Genomic DNA, 22,556 nt, shown 5'->3' with positions numbered 1-22,556 from the left:
GCCGTAATTCGGCAATGAGCTAGAGCGTGGGTGCAATCGTGATGTCGAGCATGGCCGAGGCAGGCAGTGCGGACGATCAGTCGATGGCTGATTGTGATGATGGGCAGGTCAGTCCGCTGACCGGGTGGATTTACGCGCTGATCGATCCGCGCGACCACTGCATTTTTTATGTCGGCCAGACCCGCGACATCGAAACGCGCAAGCGCATGCATTTCGCTGGCGGGCATTCCGTCTCCGGCGAGAAGATCAAGGTCATCCGCAAGAACGGTCTGCTGCCGCTGGTTGTCATCCTGCAGGCCGATGTGCCTGCCGGTCGCCTGACGGCGGCGGAGGCATTCTGGATCGGTCTGCTGCGACTGCGCGGCAGCGCACTGCTGAACGTGCCGCCCGATGGCGATGCCCGCCGACAGCTTTGGCATGATGCGCGCAGCGAAGGCTTTGGTGCGCCGCGCTTGGAACCTGGTGTACAACCCGGTTTGGCAGAGGAGGTCGTTCCGCCGCCATATCCCGGCCATGAACAGCGCCGGCAGCAGCGCGTGCGCGATCTGGGCCAGCCCATCAACACGGGCAAGGCCTGGACCCGGCAGGAGGAACTGGCGGTCTGCGCGCTGTTCCGGCGTGGCCTGCGTGCTGATGATATCGCCCGCCGGGTCGGCCGCTCGCGCGATGCCGTGGCCGCGCGCCTGGTCCGGCTGGGGCTGGTGGAGGAGCGAGGCTGAATCAAAAAGGCCGACCTGACGGGGTCAGGCCGGCCGATTGTCAGTCACAGGATGGTTTGCGGCGCTTACAGCACGCCAAAGAGATAAAGCAGAATGATGATGGGGATCGGAATGCCGATCAGCCACAGTAAAATGCCGCGCATCGCAAAACTCCTTTGTTTGTAAATAACCTGCCCATAAACGCTTGATGCGACATTTCGTTTCACGTTTGCGCCGCCGCTTCCCGCCGCGCAGCGAAGGCTGTCTGATAGGGCAGCGGTGTTGCCGAGTCTCGCCGTATGTACTATATTTGTTCTTTAGAGACTGGATGGGTCGGCGAAGGATGTTCTGCATGTCATTGTATGCAGTCTGTTTGGACGAAATTGGACGAAATTGGACGAGATTGGCTCGGGTTGGCTCCGATTGGCTCGGATTGGCTCCCCTTGGCTCATCTTTGGCCTCTGGTGGGCTCGAATTGGCCGGGCCTGGCGCATGCTGATGGATTACCTGCAGGCCGCGTTCCTGGGGATTGTCGAGGGATTGACGGAGTTTATCCCGGTCTCCTCGACCGGCCACCTGATCCTGCTGGTCGATCTGCTCGGTTTCGAGGGCCCGCCGGGCAAGGTTTTCGAGATCGCCATCCAGCTTGGCGCCATCCTGGCCATCTGTCTGGTCTACTGGCCGCGGCTGTGGGGCACGCTCTCGGGGCTGGGCCGCGACGACACCGCCAACCGCTTCACCGTGAATGTGCTGTTCGGCTTCCTGCCGGCGCTGGTGATCGGCTTCTTCGCCCATGGCTTCATCAAGAGCGTGCTGTTCAATCCCTGGGTCGTCTCGGTGGCGCTGATCGTCGGCGGGCTGCTGATCCTGCTGATTGAGCGCCGGGTGGGCGAGGGCGAGGTGAAAAGCGTCGACGACTTCAAGTTCCGCCTCAGCCTGAAGATCGGCTTCCTGCAATGCCTGGCCATGATCCCCGGCGTGTCGCGCTCGGGCGCCACCATCATGGGCGCGCGCCTGCTCGGCGTGCAGCGCGCCGCGGCGGCGGAATTCTCCTTCTTCCTCGCCGTGCCCACCATGGTGGCGGCCACCGCCTATGACCTGTTCAAGAACCGCGACGGCCTGACCCTGGATGGCGCCGGGCTGATCGCGGTCGGCTTCATCACCGCCTTCCTCTGTGCCCTGCTGGTGGTCCGCACCGTGATCGCCTTCATCAACCGCTATGGTTTCACGCCGTTTGCGTATTACCGCATTGCGATCGGCCTCGTGATGCTTGCCGTCCTGTCGCTGCGATAGAAGAATGCCGGCAAAGGGAGGAACCGCTCATGCAATATGAGGGGCTGCCGTCCTCCGTCTATGCGGCCTTTCGGCAGACGGCGGCGGCGCATCGCGAGCATAGTTTCCTGTGCGTGCCGGCGCGCGCGGGCCGCGACTGGGCGCCGGAAGGTCTGGAGCTGACCTACGGCGCGGTGCTGGCCATCGTCGATGCGCTCAAAGATCGCTACGCCGCCGCCGGCTACGGGCTTGGCCATCGCGTCGCGCTGCTGCTCGACATGCGGCCGGAATTCTTCTTCCACTATCTCGCCCTGAACGGCCTTGGCTGCGGCATCGTGCCAGTCAATCCCGACTACCGCCATGATGAGATGCTCTATCTCGTCGAGCATTCCGAAGCCGATCTCGCCGTGGTGCTGCCCGGCCGCATCGACGATCTGCGCAAGGTTGCAGCAGAGTGCGGTTCCAAACCGCTGCCGGTGCTGAACGGCCTCGACATGCCGGTCGATCTGCCGTCGCCGCAGACGAAGCCGCGCGCCGGCGCGCCGGATCACGATACCGAATATTCGCTGCTCTACACCTCTGGCACCACCGGACGGCCCAAGGGCTGCGTGCTCAGCAATTTCTACACGCTGAATGCCGGCCACTGGTATGCCAGCCTCGGTGGCCGGCTGGCGATGCGGCACGGGCAGGAGCGCTTCTACAATCCGCTGCCGCTGTTCCACATGAACCATGGCGCGATCACCGTGGCCTGCGCCATCCTGGGCGCCCATTGCCTGATCCTGACCGAACGTTTCAGTCCGAACCGCTGGTGGCAGGAGATCGCGCAGACCAGGGCAACCATCGTCCATTATCTGGGTGTGGTGCCGCCGCTGCTGCTGAACCAGCCGGTCAGCGCGGAAGAGAAGCAGCACAGCGTGCGTTTCGGCCTGGGCGCTGGTGTCGAGCCGCAGCTGCACAAGCCGTTCGAGGACCGCTTTGGTTTCCCGCTCTGCGAGGTCTGGGGCATGACCGAGACCGGGCGCATCTTCTGCGACTGCATCGAGCCGCGCCAGATCGACATTCGCGCCTTCGGTCGGCCACTGCCGGGGCTTGAAGCCATGGTGGCTGACGAGCAGGGCCGGGAAGTGCCGCGCGGCGAAGAGGGCGAGCTGCTGGTGCGCCATTCGGCCGCCACGCCGCGCTACGGCTTCTTCTCCGGCTATCTGAAGAACGAGGCCGCCACGGAAGAGTCCTGGCGCGACGGCTGGTTCCATACCGGCGACGTGGTGCGGCAGGCCGAAGACGGCATGATGGTGTTCGTCGACCGCAAGAAGAACATCATCCGCCGCTCGGGCGAGAATATCGCCGCCGCCGAGATCGAGGCCTGCCTGCAGGCGCATGACGCCGTGGCGCAGGTGGCGGTGCTGGCCGCGCCTGATGAGATCCGCGAAGAGGAAGTGATGGCCTGCGTGGTGCCGATGGCAGGACAGGTGGCGGGGCAAGAGCTTGCCGCGCGCCTGTTCGACTGGTGCTTTGAACGGCTGGCCTATTTCAAGGCGCCGGGCTGGGTTCTGTTTGTCGACAGCCTGCCCACCACCGGCACCCAGAAGGTGCAGAAGACGCAGATTTTCCGCAGTGGAGAAGACCCGCGCCAGCGTTCGGGGATTATCGACCTGCGGAGTCGGAAGAAACGTTAAGTGTAGAGTCGTCATGCTCGGGCTTGGCCCGAGCATCCACGAGTTTCTTTTAAAACAACGCATGGATGCCACGGCCAAGCCGTGGCATGACGGGGTAAAGGGAAATACTGGCATGAGCCAGGTTTGAACCGCCGACCCATGCGACACTATAGGCTCGCCCGGCAGCCTTGACCCTGCCGGGGTGCCGGTCTTTGTTCTGGACCGTATGTATCGAAGGATTTGATCATGGCGACGACGATTACGGCGATGGTGACGGAACGGCGGCAGCAGGATGCCCGGGTTGTGGCGCTGTGGCTGTTCGCGGTCGCCGGCCTGGTGGCGCTGATGGTTGTCATCGGCGGCCTGACGCGCCTGACCGAGTCCGGTCTGTCGATGGTGGAGTGGAAGCCGATCACCGGCTGGCTGCCGCCGCTGTCGGAAACCGCCTGGGCGGCTGAGTTCGAGAAGTACAAGCAGTTCCCCGAATATCAGAAAGTGAATATCGGGATGACGCTGGACGGCTTCAAAGGCATTTTCTGGCTTGAATACATCCATCGTCTGCTCGGCCGCCTGATCGGTGTCGCCTTCGCGCTGCCGATGATCCTGTTCTGGATCGGCGGCCGCATTCCCGTCGGCATGAAGCGACATCTGGTTCTGATGTTCCTGCTCGGCGGCAGCCAGGGCGCGCTCGGCTGGTTCATGGTGGCGAGCGGCCTGGTCGATCATCCCGATGTCAGCCACTACCGTCTGACCGCGCATCTGGGGCTGGCTTTCTTCATCTACGCCTATCTGCTCTGGGGCGCGCTGTCGCTCATACGCCATGGCAACATGGTGAGCGCCAGGGGTGGCGGCATCGCCATGGTGCTGGCGGTGGTGGTCTTCCTGCAGGTGCTGTCGGGTGGCCTGGTCGCCGGCATGAATGCCGGTCTTGCGCATAACACCTGGCCGCTGATGGACGGCGCCTTCATCCCCGACGGCCTGCTGATTGCGCAGCCCTGGTGGATCAACTTTTTCGAGAATGCGATGACCGTGCAGTTCCAGCATCGCATGTTGGCCTATGCCGTCTTCGTGCTGACGCTCGCCATCTCGGTGACGTTGAGGCAAAGCGCGCCCACCGGCTTGCGCCATGGCCTGCTCACCGTCGTGCTGGTGCAGGTGGGCTTAGGCATCGCCACGCTGCTTCATCACGTGCCGGTGTCACTGGGCACGCTGCACCAGGCCGGTGCGGTGGTGGTGCTCGGCGTCGTGGTGGCGCTATGGCATGACCAGGCCCTGAAGGCCGCCGCTGATGACTGACATCGTCCTGCTCTACTGCACGACCTCCACTGTCGCCGAAGCCGAGGCGATCGCCGAGGCCGTGGTGGGGCAGAAGCTGGCCGCCTGCGCCAACATCATTCCGGGCATGCGCTCCGTATACTGGTGGCAAGGGAAAATGGAAAAAGCCGAGGAGGCCGTGCTGATCCTCAAGACCCGCCCCGATCTGGTCGAGGCGGTCACCGCCGCCGTGCAGGCCGCCCATAGCTACAGCGTACCCTGCGTGCTGCCGTTGGAAGTTGGGCAGGGTGGCAACCCGGATTACATCGCCTGGCTGCTGGCCGAGACCACAAAGTCGTGATCCGGCTTTTCCTTGGTGGTCGCGAGGACTACATCTGTCCGATCAGCCTCCGGAGTCCGCCATGTCCCGCCTGACCATCGCCACCGCCTTTGTCGCCCTGATGCTGGTCGCCGCCGTGCCGGCCGCCTTCGCCTTCGAGAAAGGTCGCGCCATTCCCGCGCCGGTGACCGATGTGGCCGCCAAAAATACGCCGACCGCAACCGCCATCTTGGCCGGCGGTTGCTTCTGGGGCGTGCAGGGCGTGTTCCAGCATACCGAGGGTGTGATCAGCGCCGTCTCAGGCTATGCCGGCGGCAACCAGGCCTCGGCCGACTACAAGAAGGTCAGCAGCGGCGTCACCCCTCATGCCGAGGCCGTCGCCATCACCTACGACCCGAGCAAGATCAGCTACGGCAAGCTGCTGCAGATCTATTTCTCGGTCGCCCATAACCCGACCCAGCTCAACCGCCAGGGTCCTGATGTCGGCCCGCAGTACCGCTCGACCATTTTCCCGGTCGATGCCGAGCAGGCCGACGTGGCCAAGGCCTATATCGCCCAGCTCAACCAGGCGAAAGCCTTCGACAAGCCGGTGGTCACCACCATCGAGGCGGACAAAGCCTTCTTCCCGGCCGAGGACTATCACCAGGATTACATGACGCTGCATCCGACCCAGCCCTATATCGCCATCAACGACTTGCCCAAGATCGGTGAGCTGAAGAAGTTCTTCCCCGCCGTTTATCGCGACAAGCCGGTGCTGGTGAACGCCGGCTCCTGATTGCTGCGATACATTTTCGGGCTTGCCTGACGCGGCCCGGGGAGTAGGCTTCCTGGTATCCCCATAAGAGATGCCAGAGAGTCGATATGTCGCGGTATTCCGGTTTCCTGACGCTGACCTTTTCCAGCGTCGCCCACACCTTTTCCCATCTTTTCACGCTGCTCTACGCCACCGTGGTTCTGGTACTGGAGCGCGAATGGGGCATGGGCTACGACACGCTGTTCGCGCTCTCGATCCCGATGAGTGTGCTGTTCGGCGCGGCGGCCTTGCCCGCCGGCTGGCTGGGCGACAAGTGGAGCGCCTCAGGGATGATGGCGCTGTTCTTCCTCGGCGTCGGCATTTGCTCGATCCTCACCGGCTTCGCCGATACGCCGCTGACCATCTGCTTAGGCTTGGCCGGTCTTGGCCTGTTCGCCGCCATCTATCACCCGGTCGGGATTCCGTGGCTGGTGCGCAATGCCGTGAATCGCGGCCGGGCGCTCGGCATCAACGGCGTGTTCGGCTCGGTCGGCACGGCGGCGGCGGCCGTTATCGCCGGCCTTCTGGCCGATCTCTACGGCTGGCGCGCCGCTTTCATCATCCCGGGCATCGTCTGCCTGATCGTCGGCGTCGCCTTCGTCTGGGCGCGGCAGGCCGATCTGCTGCTGGATCGCGGCGAGGACCTGGTACCGACGCCGGCGCCCGGCAAGAGCGATATCTGGCGCGTCTTCTGGGTGATGTCGGCCACCATGCTCTGCACCGGCCTGATCTTCCAGGCGACCGCCTTTGCGCTGCCCAAGGTGTTCGATACGCGGCTTGCCGGCGTGTTCAACGACAGCATGCTGGGCATCGGCGGCATGGTGACCATCGTCTACACCGTTTCGGCGCTGTCGCAGATCATCGGCGGCGAACTGGCCGACCGCTATGCGCTGCGCAGCGTCTATGCCGCCGTGCAGTGGCTGCAGATTCCGGTGATCGTGACCGCCATGCTGCTGATCCATCCGGCCTTGGTGCCGGTGGCGGCGCTGATGGTCAGCCTCAATGTGGCGGGGCAGGCGGCCGAGAATTCCCTGCTGGCCAAATACACCCCGCCGCAATGGCGCGGGCGGGCGTTTGGCGCGAAGTTCGTGCTGACGCTCGGCGTCTCGTCGCTGGGTGTGGCCGTGATCCCGGTGATCTACCGCGTCACCGGCACGCTGGATGGCCTGTTCATCCTGCTGGCGGCGGCGGCGGCCGGCGCGGGCATCTTCGCGCTGCTGCTGCCGCGCGATCGCGCGGAAGTTTCAGAGCCAGTGGCGCAGCCGGCCGAGTGATCAGGCTGCATTGAGGGCCTTGTCCAGGTCCTTGATCAGATCAGCCACGTCCTCGATGCCAATCGACAGGCGGATGACGTTATCGCCGGCACCGGCGGCGGCGCGCTGTTCGGGCGTCAGCTGGCGATGCGTCGTGGAGGCCGGGTGGATCACCAGGCTGCGCGTGTCGCCGACATTGGCCAGATGCGAGAAGATCTCCACGGTGTCGACAAACGTCATGCCGGCGTCATAGCCGCCCTTCAGGCCGAAGGTGAAGACCGAGCCCGCGCCCTTTGGCATATAGCGCTGTGCCAACTGATAATACTTGTCGCCCCTCAGGCCGGCATAGGATACCCAGTCGACCTTCGGATGCTTGGACAGGAACTCGGCGACGGCCTGCGCATTGTCGCAATGTTTGCGCATGCGCAGGGACAGCGTCTCCATGCCGGTCAGGATCATGAAGGCGTTGAAGGGCGAGATCGCCGGGCCGAGATCGCGGAGCGAGATCACGCGGCAGGCGACGGCAAAGGCCATGTCGCCGAAGGTCTCCCAGAAGGTGAGGCCGTGATAGGCGGGTGAAGGCTGCGACAGATGTGGGAACTTGTCGTTCTGGCCCCAGTCGAACTTGCCGGAGTCCACAATGACGCCGCCCATGGAGTTGCCATGGCCGCCGAGGAACTTGGTGGCCGAGTGCAGCACGATATCGGCGCCATGTTCGATCGGGCGGCACAGATAGGGCGAGGCCATGGTGTTGTCGATGATCAGCGGAATGCCATGGCGATGCGCGATGTCGGCCAGCGCCGCGATATCGACGATCACACCGCCCGGATTGGACAGGCTTTCGGCATAGAGCGCCTTGGTCTTCGGGGTGATGGCTTTCTCGAAACCGGCAAGGTCATCGGGATCGACAAAGGTGGTGTGCCAGTCGAAGCGCTTGAAGCTGACGCCGAGCTGGGTGATCGAGCCGCCATAGAGCTTGCTGGACGACACGATATGGTCGCCCGGGTTCATCAACATGTGGAAGGCGACGGCCTGGCTGGCATGGCCGCTGGCCACCGCCGTGGCGGCGCGGCCGTTCTCCAAGGCCGCGACCTTCTGCTCCAGCACCGCTGTCGTCGGATTGGTCAGGCGGGTGTAGATGTTGCCAAAGCTCTGCAGGTTGAACAGCGAGGCGGCCTGGTCGGCATCCTCGAACACGAAAGCCGTGGTCTGGTAGATCGGTGTCGAGCGCGCACCGGTGGTGGGATCGGGCGCGGTGCCGGCATGCACCTGCAGGGTGTCGAAACCGTAAGGCGAGGTATTCTCCGCCGCGCGGTTGGCCGCAGCGGCCTTGGTCTTATCGATCATGACTTCAGATCCTGCGATTGCGCTTGGAATTGATGACGCGGGTGTTCACACCCATCCAGCCGATTTCCTGGCTGAGGCGCCCGTATTCGATCTTCGGGCAGCGGTTCATCACGACTTGCAAGCCTGCGGCTTCCGCTGTCTTCGCCGCATCGTCGTTGCGCACACCGAGCTGCATCCACAGCACCTTCGCGCCGATCTTGATCGCCTCTGCGGCAATCGGCGGAATGGCTTCAGAATTGCGGAAGCAGTCGACCATGTCGACCTTCACCGGGATTTCGGCCAGAGAGGCATAGGCCTTCTCGCCCAGGATATCCTTGCCGGCTTCCTTCGGGTTGACCGGAATGACCCGGTAGCCCTTCTGCTGCAGGTATTTCATCGCAAAGAAGGAAGGGCGGTTCCAGTTTGCGCTGGCGCCCACCATGGCGATGACGTTCACCTTGCGCAGGATACTGCGGATATAGGCATCGTCGTAATTGTCGTGATCGATCTTGTCCAACGTGGCACTCATGGTCAGCGACCTTCCCAGGTCGGGTCGCGTTTTTCGATAAAAGCATCGATGCCTTCCTCGGCATCGCGCGCCAGCATGTTCATGGTCATCACCTGGCTGGCATAGTCGTAGGCCTGAGCCAAGGTCATCTCGCGCTGCCGATAGAAGGCTTCCTTGCCGATCTTCACCGTCAGCGGTGATTTCGCGGCGATCTGCCGGGCCAGCGCCAGCGCCGCCTGGGCCAGTTCGGCATCGGGCGCCACGCGATTGATCAGGCCGATCTCGGCGGCGCGCGCCGCGGGGAGCAGGTCGCCGGTGAGCAGCATTTCCATCGCATGCTTGGGCGCGACATTGCGCGACAGCGCCACCATCGGCGTCGAGCAGAACAGCCCGATATTGACACCCGGGGTGGAGAAGCGCGCGCTTTCGGCCGCCACGGCCAGGTCGCAGCTCGCCACCAGCTGGCAACCGGCGGCCGAGGCCACGCCATGCACCTGGGCGATCACTGGCTGGGGCAGGGCGACGACCGATTGCATCAGCATCGAGCACTGGCGGAACAGCGCCTCGTAATTCTTGCGGCCGGGATTGGCGCGCACCTCTTTCAGATCATGGCCGGCGCAGAAGCCCGGGCCATTGGCGGCGATGATCACGGCTTTGACACTGCCGTCCTGCCGGATTGCGTCCAGCTCGGCCTGCAGCGCGTTCATCATCCCGGTCGACAGGCTGTTATAGGCCTGCGGACGATTGAGGGTGAGCCGGACGATCCCGGCTTCCGGCTGGTCGCGCAGGACAGGGGTAGTGGGTGGACTCAGATCGGGCGCGGCGGACACGGCTTTCTCCGGACGGGTGATGGCGCCATGATAGGGGGGTGGGCGTGCCGGGGGAAGCTGCCGGACCACCCCGGAAAGCCTTCCGGACAGCACTCCGCTCGGGCCGTATTTTTGCCCCATTACGGGGCCATGAAAGCGGAACCCGGCCCCCCGTGGCCCCGTTGCGCCATACCGCCGGCCGGCGTAAAACCGCGCAAAGGCCAAGGCCCGAATCGCAAGGTTCGGCTGACGGCCTAACAACAAGAAAGTCCTGCATCCATGATCCGTCCGATCCGCAAAGCCGTGTTTCCCGTGGGTGGCCTCGGCACCCGTTTCCTGCCCGCCACCAAGGCGATGCCGAAGGAAATGCTGCCGGTCGTCGACAAGCCGCTGATCCAGTATGCGGTCGAGGAAGCCCGCGCCGCCGGCATCGAGGAGTTCATCTTCGTCACCGGTCGCGGCAAGCAGGCCATCGAGGATCACTTCGACCGCTCCTACGAGCTGGAAGACGTGCTGAAGGATCGCAGCAAGACTGAATTGCTGGATGCCATCAACAGCTGGATGCCGAAAGCCGGCGCCGTGTCCTATACCCGTCAGATGGAACCGCTGGGCCTGGGTCATGCCGTGCGCTGCGCCAAATCGCTGGTCGGCGACGAGCCCTTTGCCGTGCTGCTGGCCGACGATTTGATCCTGTCGAAGGACGGCTGCCTGGCGGAGATGGTCGCGGCCTATAACAAGGTCGGCGGCAACCTGATCGCCGCCATGGATGTGCCGCATGAGCACACCAAGCGCTACGGCATCATCAAGCCGGGCAAGGATGCCGACAAGCTGGTGGAGGTGACGGGCCTGGTGGAAAAGCCGAACCCCGATGCCGCGCCCAGCAAGACCGCCGTCATTGGCCGCTATATCGTCCAGCCGCAGGTCTTCGACCATCTCGATAAGGTGCAGCGCGGCGCTGGCGGCGAAATCCAGCTGACCGACGCGCTGGCCCGCATGATCGGCGAGGTACCGTTCCACGGCCTGCGCTTCAGCGGCACGCGCTATGATTGCGGCGACAAGATCGGTTTCCTGCACGCCAACATCGCTTTCGCGCTGGATCGCCCTGACATGCGCAAGGATGTCACGGAAATCCTGCAGGGTTACAAGACGCTTTAATCGACGGCATCACGACCATTAAGGCTAGTACCGGGGGAACAGACAATGCGTGTAGCGATGATCGGCACCGGCTATGTCGGCCTGGTGTCCGGGACCTGTTTCTCCGAATTCGGCCATACCGTCACATGCGTCGATAAGAATCCCGACCGCATTGAAAGCCTGAAGCGCGGCCAGATCCCGATCTTCGAACCGGGACTGGAAGACCTGGTGGCCCGCAACGTCAAGGCCGGCCGCCTGTCCTTCACGCAGGATGCCGAGACGGCGGTGGCCAATGCCGATGCGGTGTTCATCGCGGTCGGCACGCCCTCGCGTCGCGGCGACGGCGAGGCGGACCTGTCGTATGTCTACGCCGCGGCCAAGGAAATCGCCGGCTCGCTGAAGGACTACACGCTGGTGGTCACCAAATCCACCGTACCCGTCGGCACTGGCCGCGAGGTCGAGCGCATCATCCGCGAGACCGCGCCCAAGGCCGATTTCGAGATGGCTTCCAATCCGGAATTCCTGCGCGAAGGCGCGGCCATTGAAGACTTCATGCGGCCCGACCGCGTGGTCTGCGGCGCCGAGAGCGAGCGGGCGCGCGAATTGCTGCGCAACCTCTACCGGCCGCTGTATCTGAACGAGACGCCGATCCTGTTCACGGCGCTGGAAACCGCTGAACTGATCAAATATGCCGCCAATGCCTTCCTGGCGACCAAGATCACCTTCATCAACGAGATCGCCGATCTGTGCGAGAAGGTGAATGTGAATGTCCAGGACGTGGCGCGCGGTATCGGCCTGGACGGCCGTATCGGCGGCAAGTTCCTGCATGCCGGCCCGGGCTATGGCGGCTCCTGCTTCCCCAAGGATACCCAGGCACTGGTCGCCATCGGCAAGAAGAATGCCGCGCCGATGCGCATCGTCGAGACGGTGATCGACATCAACGACCGCCGCAAGCGCAACATGGCCGACAAGGTGATCGCGGCCTGCGGCGGCTCGGTCAAGGGCAAGACCGTCGGCGTGCTCGGCCTGACCTTCAAGCCCGAAACCGACGACATGCGCGACAGCCCCAGCCTGGAGATCGTGCCGGCGCTGCAGGCGGCTGGCGCCGTCATCCGTGCCTATGATCCCGAAGGCATGCCGGAAGCGAAGAAGCTGCTCAAGGACATGGTCTGGTGTGAGGATGCCTATGGCGTCGCCAGTGGTGCCGACGTGCTGGTGCTGGTCACCGAATGGAACCAGTTCCGCGCCCTCGACTTGCCGCGCCTGAAGGGCCTGCTCAAGCAGCCGCTGATCGTCGACCTGCGCAATGTGTACAAGCCGGCCGAGATGAAGCAGGCCGGCTATACCTATTATTCGGTCGGCCGTCCGCCGGTTAAGCCATAGGCGATGGTTAAGCCGGAGGGGCTTTCCTCTTTTCCGTCAGCAGATACCAGCCGAGCGTCAGCACCAGCAGCGTCAGCGCCAGGCCGAAGGTCCACTGATAGGCTTCGACCGGATAGCTGCCGCCGGCGCCACGCGGCCACTGGCCGATCAGCCAGCCCATGCCGGCCTGCGCGAAGAAGGCAAAGCCGAAGACCACACCGTTCAGCAGCGTGTTGACGCGGCCGGCCTGTTCCAGGCTGAACTGGCCGCTCAGGATCGGATAGGCCAGCACGGTGGTATTGCTGAGCAGGCCGAAGGCAATCCACAGCAGCGGATTGGTCGGCGTCCAGCCGGCGGTCAACACCGCCAGCACCAGCGCATAGAGTACGACGCCCCAGACCATGGTGCGGCTCAAGGGGAAGCCGCGCTGCTGCAGCCGGTCGGCGGCGATGCCGGTGAGGGTGAAGCCGGCAGTGAGTGCTGCCGCTACGATGAACAGCACCTGCGCCGTGGCGGCGCGGTCGAGCCCGCCGACATCGCGCAGATAAGGTCCGGCCCACAGGCCCTGGATCGACAGGCCGCTGCCCATGCCCATCATCGACACCGGCGCGATGCGCCAGAAGCGGCGATCGGTAAGGAAGCGACCGCATTCGCGCAACTGCGTGCCCAGGCTGCTGGTCGCCACTGGCATGGCGCGCTCGCGCTCGGGCACCACGAAGAAGATCGCGGCCGAAGCGCCGACCGTCAGCACGGCCAGGCCCCAGAACAGCGCGGTCCAGTGGAAATGCTCCAGCGCCAGTTCGACGGGCAGGGTGGCGGCCAGCGCGCCAAGGCCGCCGGCCGTCATGAACACGCCGTTGGCCAGCGCCCAGCGTTCCTTGGGCAGCCACAGCGCGATCGCTTTCATGGCCGACATCAGCCCCCCGGCGACGCCCAGGCCGACCAGCGCGCGGCCGATGACAAGATGACTCAGTCCGCTGCCCACGGCGAAGACGACGGCGCCGAGTGCGGCCGAGAGCAGGAATGCGGCCTGCACCCGGCGCGGGCCGAAGCGGTCGAGCAGGATGCCGAGCGGCAGCTGCACCAGCGCGAAGGTGACGAAGTAGGCGGCGGTCAGGGTGCCGAGATCGCCGGCACCGATACCGAGGTCGCGCTGCAGGTTCGGCGCGATCACGGCGTTCACGCTGCGGAACAGGTAAGACATGAAATAGCCGCAGGCGAACGGCAGCAGGACACGGAAGGCCACGAAGGCCATGCTGAACTGGGACGTCGACATCACACGCGATCCTCTTGGGTTATGCCATCCAGCCGGTCCGGGCAACCGGACAGGGGGAAGCAACCAAGGGGCGGGATGCCATGCCATCCGACGGAGCGGGACGGCAAATCAGGGCTTCGGGCGGTGGCAATATTAAAGGCAACTGACGCATTTGTCAGCGCAAACACGACGGGCATCTCCTCGAACTCTTTTTTTGTTGATGACTCAGGTCACGCTGTACAGGGCGACAGGAGCAGATTTTCCCGGCAGGGGGAAGGTGCCAAGGCTCTGCGACGTCATGTCCTTGGGCAGGGATGTCGCCGCCAGAGCTTCGGCCGAGGCGATGATCCCGCCAGATAAGGTCTTTGCGACCACCTCGATCTTAGCGGTGGTGTTGACGGTATCGCCCAAAAGTACGATCTCGCGCTTGACCTCGCCCATTTCGCCAGCGATGACCGGGCCGGCATGCAGCACCGCGCGGAAGTCGGGCGCGACACCGAACTCGCTGCGATAGCGATCGGCCAGCAGCGCGAATCTCTGGTGGGCCTCGCGGGCCGCGGCATAGGCGCCGGCCGGGTTCTTGCCGTTCTCCAGCGACCAGGTGACGATCATCTCGTCGCCCACATATTTGTGCACGATGCCGCCCCAGGCGAGCACGGCCTCGGTCAGGTCGACGAAAAAGCGATTCAGCAAGCCGTGGAACGCCATGTCACCGATCTTTTCGGCGATGGCGGTGGAACCGCGCATGTCGAAGAAGACCAGCAGCCGGCGCTCCTGGCGTGGACGGTGGTAGCGGCCGCGTAGCATGGCGCCCAGCACGCCCGGGCCAAGCAGCATGGACATTTCCATGATGAAGTTGATTAGCAGGGCGAAGCCGACCGAGAAGACGAAGGTGACGGCGGTGATGCGGTTGAGGCCGAAGCCCGGATCGCCGGGCGAGCCGAGCAGGGTGCTGCCCAGCCAGTCGCCGCCAAGGATGGCGGCGGTGTAGACGACCTCCTTGATCGCCAGCAACTGCCAGAACGGACGGCGCCGCAGCCCATATGCGCCTTCCACCATGTAAAGCTCGAAGAAGGCGATCACGCCGCTGACCAGCATGCCGGTGAAGGCGCCGCGCAGGCTGCCATGCAGGAAGGTATGGAGGCCCAGCGTCTCGTCCATGATGACGGCGACGGCGGTGCCATAGGCCGTGCCGAGCGCAATGCCGAGCAGCATGAACATGAGCAGAAGATTCAGACGGCGGCGGCGGGTGTGGGTCAGGTCCATGGAAGCCTTGGCGCTAGGGGCTACCGATCATAGGAAGCCCGGGCCGGGGTGGAAAGGCGAGCCGGCTGCCGTGCTGTGTCGCCGGGCACAAAAATGAAAAGGGCCGCGGCAATCTGCATCGCCGCGGCCCGGGTAACTCGAGATGAGGGAAGGCTCAGGCGTCGGGCGATACGACCGAGCAGGTCATCTTCTCGCGCTTGAGCTGCTCGCAGGCCTGGCGGGCATCCGCCTGGGTCAGGCCGGTGAGGCGGGCGCGGTACAGCGTGATCTTGTTGCCGGCATCGACGGCGTCGACCAGCGGTTCGGCGGCCGGCAGCTTGCCACGTGCCTTGGCGACCAGCTTCTCGGCGGCGGCGGCCTGGCGGAAGGCGCCGAGCTGCACGGCCCATTCGCCGTTGGCCTTGGCGGGCGAGGCGGCGGCAACAGCTTTCTTGCCCTTCTTGGCCTTGGCCGGCGCGGGCGCAGGCGCGGTGGCGGCCTCGGCGCTGGAGATCAGGCCGAAATGGCGATCGGGCTTGCTGCTGTCGGCCATGACCGGCGCGTTGGTGTCGCCGTTCTCGATCTTGTCGAAGGCCGCATCCAGCAGCTTGATCATCTGGTTGTCGCGGGCGACCACGCTGGAACCGCCGAACACCACGCCGATGACGCGGCGGCCGTCGCGCTTGGCCGAGGCAACCAGGTTGAAGCCCGAGGCGCGGATGAAGCCGGTCTTGATGCCGTCGACGCCTTCATAGCGCTTCAGCAGATGGTTGTGATTGTTGAAGACCTTGTCATTCCACTCGAATTCCGGGGTCTGGAAATAGGCGTAGTAGCTGCGATGGTTCTTCAGCAGCGCCAGCGCCAGCACCGACATGTCGCGAGCGGTGGTCTTCTGGGCCGGGTTGGGCAGGCCCGAGGCATTCTTGAAGGTGGTGCTGGTCATGCCGAGCGCGCGGGCACGGCGGGTCATCATGTCGGCAAAGACGGCTTCGTTGCCGCCGGCGATGGCTTCGCCGAGCGCGACAGTGGCATCATTTGCTGACTTGGTGACGGCAGCCAGGATGGCATCCTTCACGGTCAGGGTCATGCCTGGCGACAGGCCGATGGCAGAAGGGGCCTGGGTGGCGGCATGGGGAGAAACCGGGATACGCTGGTCCAGACGGAGGCGGCCGTCTTTCAAGGCATCGAAGGCCATGTACAGCGTCATCATCTTGGTCAGCGAGGCCGGGTAGCGCAGGGTGTCGGCTTCATGGGCGTGCAGCACCCGGCCGGTATCGGCATCCAGCACGATGGCGGAGTAGCCGGCCGCCTGCGCAGGGGCGGCGAATATGGCGGTAAACAGGATGAAACACATTGTTACAAGGACGGGCAGATTCCACCCCTTGGCCACGCTGTTCGCCTTCATTATGCCTTCCTCGATTGCCCTAATACTCGGACGGCGACCGGGATCCCCCCTAGCCGCGAATCGGATGCAGGATATTTAACCATGGCACCCTTTGTCCAGAATATTGTTCAGTAACGACTTGAATCTACTTGGATTCAAGGCGACTAACGTCCCGCAGAAAACTGCAGAGAACAGGAACTCTATGTCGACGACGTTTAAGAAAGTGTTGGCCCTGGCGGCCATTCTGATCACTCCGATCGTGGGCTGCGCCTCCCAGGGGCCGACCGACAATCCGTTCCAGCGCCGCTTCTCCTGGGACCGTTATGTCGGTGGCGATGACATCTTCCGCGCCTGCGCGCCGGGCGAGCCCGACCGCATTCGGCTGGTCTACAATGCCCGCCAGGACTACCAGCAGAAGACCTACGACTTCTCGAGCCAGCCGGATGGCGGTGCCATGCTGGAGGCCCGGGTGGTCGGTCGTGGCAACCTGAACGATCCTAAGACCCCGATCTCGATCACCGACCCCATGGGCCCTTGGCGCGGCCCACAGGCGCTGTATCGCCTGACGCCGGCCGAGATGACCAAGGTGAAGGCAGCGATGACCGCGGCCGGCTTCGAGGCGCCGGCACCCGATGGCCTGTTCCTGCGCGGCGACAGCTTCTACTGGGCCGCCAGCGCCTGCCGGGATGGCAAGTTCCACTTCCATGCCTGGGGGTACCCGTCGCCGGAATTCGACCGTATGGCCGTGCCGATGATCGAGGCGCTCGCCCCTTACGATAAGACCGGGGTGGAGGCGACCAAGCCCTACGAGATCCCGCTGCCGCCCTACAGCCTGCTGGTCAACAACGAGCCTCGCTACCATGGCGGGACGGCGCCGCATCAATATCAGGTGGGCAAGAATGGCCTGCGATATAGTCAGGGTACGTTGTTCTAAGGGGTTTATCGGTTTTCAGCCGATTCTGGTGCGGCGCACAAGATTTTTGTGCACCGCACCATTTTTTCATTGACCACACGCCTAGGGGTGCCTAAATTAGGGGCGTTGCGATGCAGCATTTCTGCCGTCCCCGCTCAGGCGGGTCTGGCCCCGTTACAAACCCGGACAGCAAGGACGAACCCCATGACCGCCAAGACCACCAAGAAGATCGAGACCGAAGCCCTCAACGGCACCTCGTATGACTCCGTGATTGTCGCCTCCAAGGAGCAGATCGAGAAGGCCATCAAGGCCAGCACCGAGGCTCTGGAAAACGCCATGGCCGCTGGCAAGGATCAGGTCGATGCCTTCGTGACCGCCGGCAATGTCGCGGCGAAGGGCTTTGAGACCATCAACGCCGAAGTCATCGCCTACAGCAAGAGCCAGTTCGAAGACCAGGTTTCTGCCGCCAAGGCCATGATGGGCGCCAAGACCCTGCAGGAATTCATCGAGCTGCAGAACGATTACGCCAAGAGCGCCTTCGAGGCCTACACCGCTTACAGCACCAAGCTGAGCGAAGTGGCCACCAAGGTTGCGCAGGACGCCTTCGCGCCGATCAATGCGCAGGTTCAGGCCACTGTCGAGAAGATGGTGAAGCCGATCGCTGCTTGATCGGGCGGGGGACCTGGGACGGCTTGACCGCCGTCACATTTCCTCCCCAGAGTTAGCGTGCAATACCGGGCCCGGCTGGAAAGCCGGGCCTTTTTTTGTCCCAAGGGTGCTGGTATTTTTAACCTGTGAGGCCATATCATCCTCCGTGCACCCCTTTTGGTGCCACAGTCTGGATTGAGGCATGAGCGAACGGGACGGACGAGACGGGCGTGGACGCACCGACGTGGGTGTGGTCACCAAGACCCGCCCGAAAACGCAGAAGCCGCCCATGTATAAAGTGCTGCTGCTGAACGACGATTACACTCCGATGGAGTTCGTCGTTCATGTTCTGGAGCGCTTTTTCAACAAGGCGCGCGAAGATGCGACGCAAATCATGCTGCATGTCCACCAGAAGGGCGTCGGCATCTGCGGCGTCTTTACCTATGAAGTGGCTGAGACCAAAGTAACCCAGGTGATCGATTTCGCGCGCCAGCACCAGCACCCGCTGCAGTGCACGATGGAACGCGACTGAGGAAGGCGGAAGGCGCATGGCATCTTTCTCCCGTACACTCGAGCAAACCTTGCATCGCGCGCTCTCGCTCGCCGGTGCCAAGAAGCATGAATTCGCCACGCTGGAGCACCTGCTGTTCGCCCTGACCGAAGACCAGGATGCGATCGCGGTTCTGCGCGCCTGCAATGTCGATGTGGAAAAGTTGCGGCAGCGCATCGGCAGCTTCATCGACGAGGACCTGCGCGGCCTGGTGGTGACATCGGTGCAGGATGCCAAGCCGACGCTCAGCTTCCAGCGCGCCGTGCAGCGCGCGCTGTTCCATGTCCAGTCGTCGGGCCGCGAGGAAGTGACCGGCGCGAATGTGCTGGTGGCGATCTTCTCCGAACGTGAAAGCCATGCCGTGCATTTCCTGCAGGAGCAGGACATGACCCGCCTGGATGCCGTCAGCTACATCAGCCATGGCGTCGCCAAGTCGCCAGGCCGCAGTGGCGAGCGCCGCCCGGTGCGCGGTGCTGACAGTGATATTGAGCAGCGCGCTGAACGCGCCGACCGCAGCGAACGCGAGCGGGGCGGCAGCGACCGCAATGCCGCCAACAAGGACAAGGAGGCGCTGAGCGCCTACTGCGTCAATCTCAACGAGAAGGCAAAGGCCGGCAAGATCGACGCCCTGATCGGCCGTGAGGCCGAACTCGAGCGCACGATCCAGATCCTGTGCCGCCGCACCAAGAACAACCCGCTCTATGTCGGCGATCCCGGCGTGGGCAAGACCGCCATTGCCGAAGGCCTGGCGCGCCGCATCGTGCGCGCCGAGGTCCCCGACATCCTGAAGGATGCGGTGATCTATGCGCTCGACATGGGCAGCCTGCTGGCCGGCACGCGCTATCGCGGCGACTTCGAGGAACGCCTGAAGCAGGTGATGCAGGAGCTGGAGAGCCAGCCCGGCTCGATCCTGTTCATCGACGAAATCCATACAGTGATCGGCGCCGGCGCCACCTCGGGCGGCGCCATGGATGCCTCCAACCTGCTGAAGCCGGCTCTGGCCTCGGGCGCGCTGCGCTGCATCGGCTCGACGACCTATAAAGAGTTCAGGTCCTATATCGAGAAGGACCGCGCGCTGCTGCGCCGCTTCCAGAAGATCGATGTCAACGAGCCGACGCCGGCCGATGCCGTGAAGATCCTGAAGGGCATCAAAGGCTATTACGAGCAGCATCACGGCGTGCGCTATACCGAGGATGCCATCAAGGCGGCGGTCGAGCTGTCGTCGAAATACATCAACGATCGCAAGCTGCCCGACAAGGCGATCGACGTGATCGACGAAGTGGGCGCGGCCGAGCTGATGAAGCCGGAAAGCAAGCGCCGCAAGACCATCGGCGTGAAGGAGATCGAGGCCATCGTAGCCAAGATCGCCCGCATTCCCCCCAAGTCAGTGTCGCGCGAAGACAAGGAAAGCCTGCGCAACCTGGATGCCGAGCTGAAGCGCGTCGTCTATGGCCAGGACAACGCCATCGATGCGCTGTCCAGCGCCATCAAGCTGGCCCGGGCCGGCCTGCGCGAACCGGAGAAGCCGATCGGCAACTACCTGTTCTCGGGTCCGACCGGTGTCGGCAAGACCGAAGTCGCGCGCCAGCTCGCCACCATCATGGGTGTCGAGCTGATCCGCTTCGACATGTCGGAATACATGGAACGCCACAGTGTCAGCCGCCTGATCGGCGCGCCGCCGGGGTATGTTGGCTTCGACCAGGGCGGGCTGTTGACCGATGCGGTCGACCAGCATCCGCATTGCGTGCTGCTGCTCGACGAGATCGAGAAGGCGCATGGCGACCTGTTCAATATCCTGCTGCAGGTGATGGACCACGGCAAGCTGACCGATAACAACGGCAAGCATGTCGATTTCCGCAATGTCGTGCTGATCATGACCACCAATGCCGGCGCGTCGGAAATGTCGAAGAATGCCATCGGGTTCGGTCGCGACATGAAGGAAGGCGAGGATGAAGAGGCGATCAAGCGCCTGTTCACGCCGGAGTTCCGCAACCGTCTGGATGCCGTGATTCCGTTCGCGCCGCTGTCGACCGAGGTGATCAACCGCGTAGTCGACAAGTTTGTCGCCCAGCTGGAAGGCCAGCTCGCCGACCGTAACGTCACCGTCGCCCTGACCGACGAAGCCCGTGCCTGGCTGGCCGAGCGCGGCTACGACAAGCTCTACGGCGCGCGGCCGCTCAGCCGCGTGATCCAGGAGCACATCAAGAAGCCGCTGGCCGACGAACTGCTGTTCGGGCAGCTGGCCAAGGGCGGCCATGTGCTGGTCAAGGTCGTGGACGACAAGCTCGCCTTTGAATTCACCGCCGAGAAAGCTGGCGGGAAGGGCGGGGCGACCGACGGGACGTCTGACGGCAAGGTGCCTGAATACGCGCATTAAGCGTCCGGAGGACAGTTTCCTCCCGAGTCCGTAGACATAAATTCTCCGTAAAATTACAGTGGTGCCATGCGGCGCCGGCCGGGTCTTCCGGTCGGCGCCACAAGGCCGCATGACTGACGTGCGGTGGACCATAAAAGACAAAAACAGGAGGCTTTATGGCCAAGATTCACATGAAGGCTGCGCTGCTTGCCGGCGCTCTTACCCTGGCGCTGCCGCTGCTGGCCGCGCCGGCTTTCGCGCAGGGCAAAGTCCTGCGCTGGGCCAGCCAGGGTGACTATCTCACCATGGATCCGCACAGCCAGAACGAGGGCCTGACCCGTACCGGCAGCTTCCAGAGCTACGAAGGCCTGGTCGGCTACAGCGCCGACCTGAAATTCGTGCCCGCGCTCGCCACCTCGTGGAAGGCGGTCAACGACACCACCTGGGAATTCAAGCTGCGCCAGGGCGTGAAATTCCATGACGGCGCCGACTTCACCGCCGATGACGTGGTGTTCTCGATCAAGCGCGCCCAGCATCCGAGCTCGGACTTCAAGACCTATATCGCCAGCGTCAAGGACGTGAAGAAGGTCGATGCGCATACCGTGCATGTCGAGACCAATGGCGCCAACCCCATCCTGCCGAACCAGATCGCCAACATCTTCATCCTGTCGAAGGCCTGGGCGGAGAAGAACAACGCGGTCAATCCGCAGAACTACAAGGACAAGGAAGAGACTTTCGCCGTCCGCAATTCCAACGGCACCGGTCCTTTTATGCTGAAGCTGCGCGAGCAGGATGTGCGCACGGTCATGGTGCGCAATCCGACCTGGTGGGGCCTGAAGGACAATCCGCATAACATCGACGAGATCGTCTACACGCCGGTCACCACGCCAGCGACCCGCGTCGCGGCACTGGTCTCCGGCCAGCTCGATTTCGTGCTTGATGTGCCGGTGCAGGACGTGGAGCGCGTCAAGCGCTCGCCGGGCCTGCAGGTGAAGAAGACCAATGAGATCCGCTCGATCTTCCTGGGCTTCGATGTCGGCAGCCCGGAACTGAAGTATTCGGATGTGAAGGGCAAGAACCCCTTCGCCGACAAGCGCGTGCGTCAGGCCTTCTATCATGCCATCGACATGCAGGCGATCGCCCAGAAGGTGATGCGCGGCGATGCGGTGGTGGCCGGCATGATCACCTCGCCGGGTGTGCATGGCTATGACAAGGCGCTCGACAAGCGGCTGCCCTATGACGTCAACAAGGCCAAGGCACTGCTGAAGGATGCCGGCTATCCGAATGGCTTCGGCATCAAGCTCGACTGCTCGAATGACCGCTATGTGAATGATGAAGGCGTCTGCCAGGCCGTTGTCGGCATGCTGGCGCAGGCCGGCATCAAGGTCGATCTGGCGGCGCAGACCAAGACGCTGTACTTCCCCAAGCTGCAGAAGAAGGATACCAGCTTCTTCCTGCTCGGCTGGGGCGTGCCGACCTTCGACAGCCACTATGTCTTCTCGTACCTGGTGCAGACGCCGGACGGCAAGAACGGCAGCTGGAACTTCACCAACTACACGAACCCCAAGCTGGACGGTATGTTCAACGCCATGCTGAGCGAACTGGACATGGCCAAGCGCGACAAGATGATCGCCGAGGCCTGGCAGACGATCAACGATGAGGTGATCTACCTGCCGCTGCATCACCAGGTGCTGAACTGGGCGATGAGCGACAAGCTGGACATGCCGATCATTGCGGACAACGTGCCGCGCTTCCACTTCGCCAAGATGAAGTAACGGTTCTGCCGTGCCCGGCCTCTGGC

Annotated in this window: 20 protein-coding genes; 14 read left to right on the top strand and 6 right to left on the bottom strand. The window is 63.6% G+C overall.

Annotated features, from left to right (window positions below; all coding sequences use genetic code 11):
* Positions 1-50: 50 nt before the first annotated feature.
* From AC1RRT_RS19635 to AC1RRT_RS19605, 7 genes are all read left to right on the top strand, one after another.
* Positions 51-719: a GIY-YIG nuclease family protein gene (locus AC1RRT_RS19635; RefSeq protein WP_493015633.1), complete on the top strand. Its 669-nt coding sequence runs from the start codon at positions 51-53 to the stop codon at positions 717-719.
* 471 nt (positions 720-1,190) lie between these two features.
* Positions 1,191-1,991, top strand: coding sequence for an undecaprenyl-diphosphate phosphatase (locus AC1RRT_RS19630; protein WP_493015631.1), 801 nt, complete (start codon positions 1,191-1,193; stop codon positions 1,989-1,991).
* 29 nt (positions 1,992-2,020) lie between these two features.
* Positions 2,021-3,646 carry an AMP-binding protein gene (locus AC1RRT_RS19625; RefSeq protein ID WP_493015629.1) on the top strand — a complete coding sequence of 542 codons (1,626 nt, stop codon included), beginning with the start codon at positions 2,021-2,023 and terminating at the stop codon, positions 3,644-3,646.
* 225 nt (positions 3,647-3,871) lie between these two features.
* On the top strand, positions 3,872-4,921 hold the full coding sequence (locus AC1RRT_RS19620; RefSeq protein ID WP_493015627.1) for a COX15/CtaA family protein: 1,050 nt from the start codon (positions 3,872-3,874) through the stop codon (positions 4,919-4,921).
* Positions 4,914-5,240: a divalent-cation tolerance protein CutA gene (gene cutA, locus AC1RRT_RS19615; RefSeq protein ID WP_493015625.1), complete on the top strand. Its 327-nt coding sequence runs from the start codon at positions 4,914-4,916 to the stop codon at positions 5,238-5,240. The genes AC1RRT_RS19620 and cutA overlap by 8 nt, the downstream gene beginning before the upstream one ends.
* Before the next feature lie 61 nt (positions 5,241-5,301).
* On the top strand, positions 5,302-5,994 hold the full coding sequence (gene msrA, locus AC1RRT_RS19610; RefSeq protein ID WP_493015623.1) for a peptide-methionine (S)-S-oxide reductase MsrA: 693 nt from the start codon (positions 5,302-5,304) through the stop codon (positions 5,992-5,994).
* A gap of 86 nt (positions 5,995-6,080) precedes the next feature.
* Complete coding sequence (locus tag AC1RRT_RS19605; RefSeq protein ID WP_493015621.1) at positions 6,081-7,286, top strand: MFS transporter; 1,206 nt, start codon at positions 6,081-6,083, stop codon at positions 7,284-7,286.
* On the opposite strand, the gene AC1RRT_RS19600 is transcribed toward AC1RRT_RS19605, so the two are convergent.
* From AC1RRT_RS19600 to AC1RRT_RS19590, 3 genes are read right to left on the bottom strand one after another with little or no spacing between them, the layout of a single operon-like run.
* Positions 7,287-8,612: an O-acetylhomoserine aminocarboxypropyltransferase gene (locus AC1RRT_RS19600; RefSeq protein ID WP_493015619.1), complete on the bottom strand. Its 1,326-nt coding sequence runs from the start codon at positions 8,610-8,612 to the stop codon at positions 7,287-7,289.
* Between the two features lie 4 nt (positions 8,613-8,616).
* Entirely contained in the window at positions 8,617-9,120 is a 504-nt protein-coding gene (locus tag AC1RRT_RS19595; RefSeq protein ID WP_493015617.1) for a CoA-binding protein, read from the bottom strand.
* Positions 9,121-9,122: 2 nt separating this feature from the next.
* Positions 9,123-9,929 (bottom strand): enoyl-CoA hydratase, encoded by an 807-nt coding sequence (locus AC1RRT_RS19590; protein ID WP_493015615.1) that lies wholly within the window; start codon positions 9,927-9,929, stop codon positions 9,123-9,125.
* 258 nt (positions 9,930-10,187) lie between these two features.
* Here AC1RRT_RS19590 and galU point away from each other — a divergent pair, with 258 nt between their 5' ends.
* Both galU and AC1RRT_RS19580 read left to right on the top strand, forming a co-directional pair.
* Positions 10,188-11,063: a UTP--glucose-1-phosphate uridylyltransferase GalU gene (gene galU / locus AC1RRT_RS19585; protein ID WP_493015613.1), complete on the top strand. Its 876-nt coding sequence runs from the start codon at positions 10,188-10,190 to the stop codon at positions 11,061-11,063.
* 45 nt (positions 11,064-11,108) lie between these two features.
* Positions 11,109-12,425, top strand: a complete 1,317-nt coding sequence (locus AC1RRT_RS19580; RefSeq protein ID WP_493015611.1) for a UDP-glucose dehydrogenase family protein — start codon at positions 11,109-11,111, stop codon at positions 12,423-12,425.
* Between the two features lie 7 nt (positions 12,426-12,432).
* Here the strand turns inward: AC1RRT_RS19580 and AC1RRT_RS19575 are convergent, their stop codons facing one another.
* The 3 genes from AC1RRT_RS19575 to AC1RRT_RS19565 form a co-directional block, all read right to left on the bottom strand.
* Entirely contained in the window at positions 12,433-13,680 is a 1,248-nt protein-coding gene (locus AC1RRT_RS19575) for an MFS transporter (protein WP_493015609.1), read from the bottom strand.
* 204 nt (positions 13,681-13,884) lie between these two features.
* Positions 13,885-14,925 carry an adenylate/guanylate cyclase domain-containing protein gene (locus AC1RRT_RS19570; RefSeq protein WP_493015607.1) on the bottom strand — a complete coding sequence of 347 codons (1,041 nt, stop codon included), beginning with the start codon at positions 14,923-14,925 and terminating at the stop codon, positions 13,885-13,887.
* A gap of 154 nt (positions 14,926-15,079) precedes the next feature.
* Positions 15,080-16,309 carry a D-alanyl-D-alanine carboxypeptidase gene (locus tag AC1RRT_RS19565; RefSeq protein ID WP_493015605.1) on the bottom strand — a complete coding sequence of 410 codons (1,230 nt, stop codon included), beginning with the start codon at positions 16,307-16,309 and terminating at the stop codon, positions 15,080-15,082.
* A 181-nt stretch (positions 16,310-16,490) separates the two neighbouring features.
* Here AC1RRT_RS19565 and AC1RRT_RS19560 point away from each other — a divergent pair, with 181 nt between their 5' ends.
* The 5 genes from AC1RRT_RS19560 (at position 16,491) to AC1RRT_RS19540 (ending at position 22,530) form a co-directional block, all read left to right on the top strand.
* On the top strand, positions 16,491-17,222 hold the full coding sequence (locus AC1RRT_RS19560) for a hypothetical protein (protein WP_493015603.1): 732 nt from the start codon (positions 16,491-16,493) through the stop codon (positions 17,220-17,222).
* A gap of 183 nt (positions 17,223-17,405) precedes the next feature.
* Positions 17,406-17,870 (top strand): phasin family protein, encoded by a 465-nt coding sequence (locus AC1RRT_RS19555; protein ID WP_493015601.1) that lies wholly within the window; start codon positions 17,406-17,408, stop codon positions 17,868-17,870.
* Positions 17,871-18,051: 181 nt separating this feature from the next.
* On the top strand, positions 18,052-18,381 hold the full coding sequence (gene clpS, locus AC1RRT_RS19550; RefSeq protein ID WP_493015599.1) for an ATP-dependent Clp protease adapter ClpS: 330 nt from the start codon (positions 18,052-18,054) through the stop codon (positions 18,379-18,381).
* Between the two features lie 16 nt (positions 18,382-18,397).
* Positions 18,398-20,776 carry an ATP-dependent Clp protease ATP-binding subunit ClpA gene (gene clpA / locus AC1RRT_RS19545; protein WP_493015597.1) on the top strand — a complete coding sequence of 793 codons (2,379 nt, stop codon included), beginning with the start codon at positions 18,398-18,400 and terminating at the stop codon, positions 20,774-20,776.
* A gap of 155 nt (positions 20,777-20,931) precedes the next feature.
* Positions 20,932-22,530, top strand: a complete 1,599-nt coding sequence (locus AC1RRT_RS19540) for an ABC transporter substrate-binding protein (RefSeq protein WP_493015595.1) — start codon at positions 20,932-20,934, stop codon at positions 22,528-22,530.
* Positions 22,531-22,556 lie beyond the last annotated feature (26 nt).

It is taken from the genome of Ferrovibrio sp. GW821-FHT12B10 (assembly GCF_058807515.1).
The sequence above is the reverse complement of the archived record's forward strand: the minus strand, read 5'-3'. Positions and strand labels throughout refer to the sequence as shown.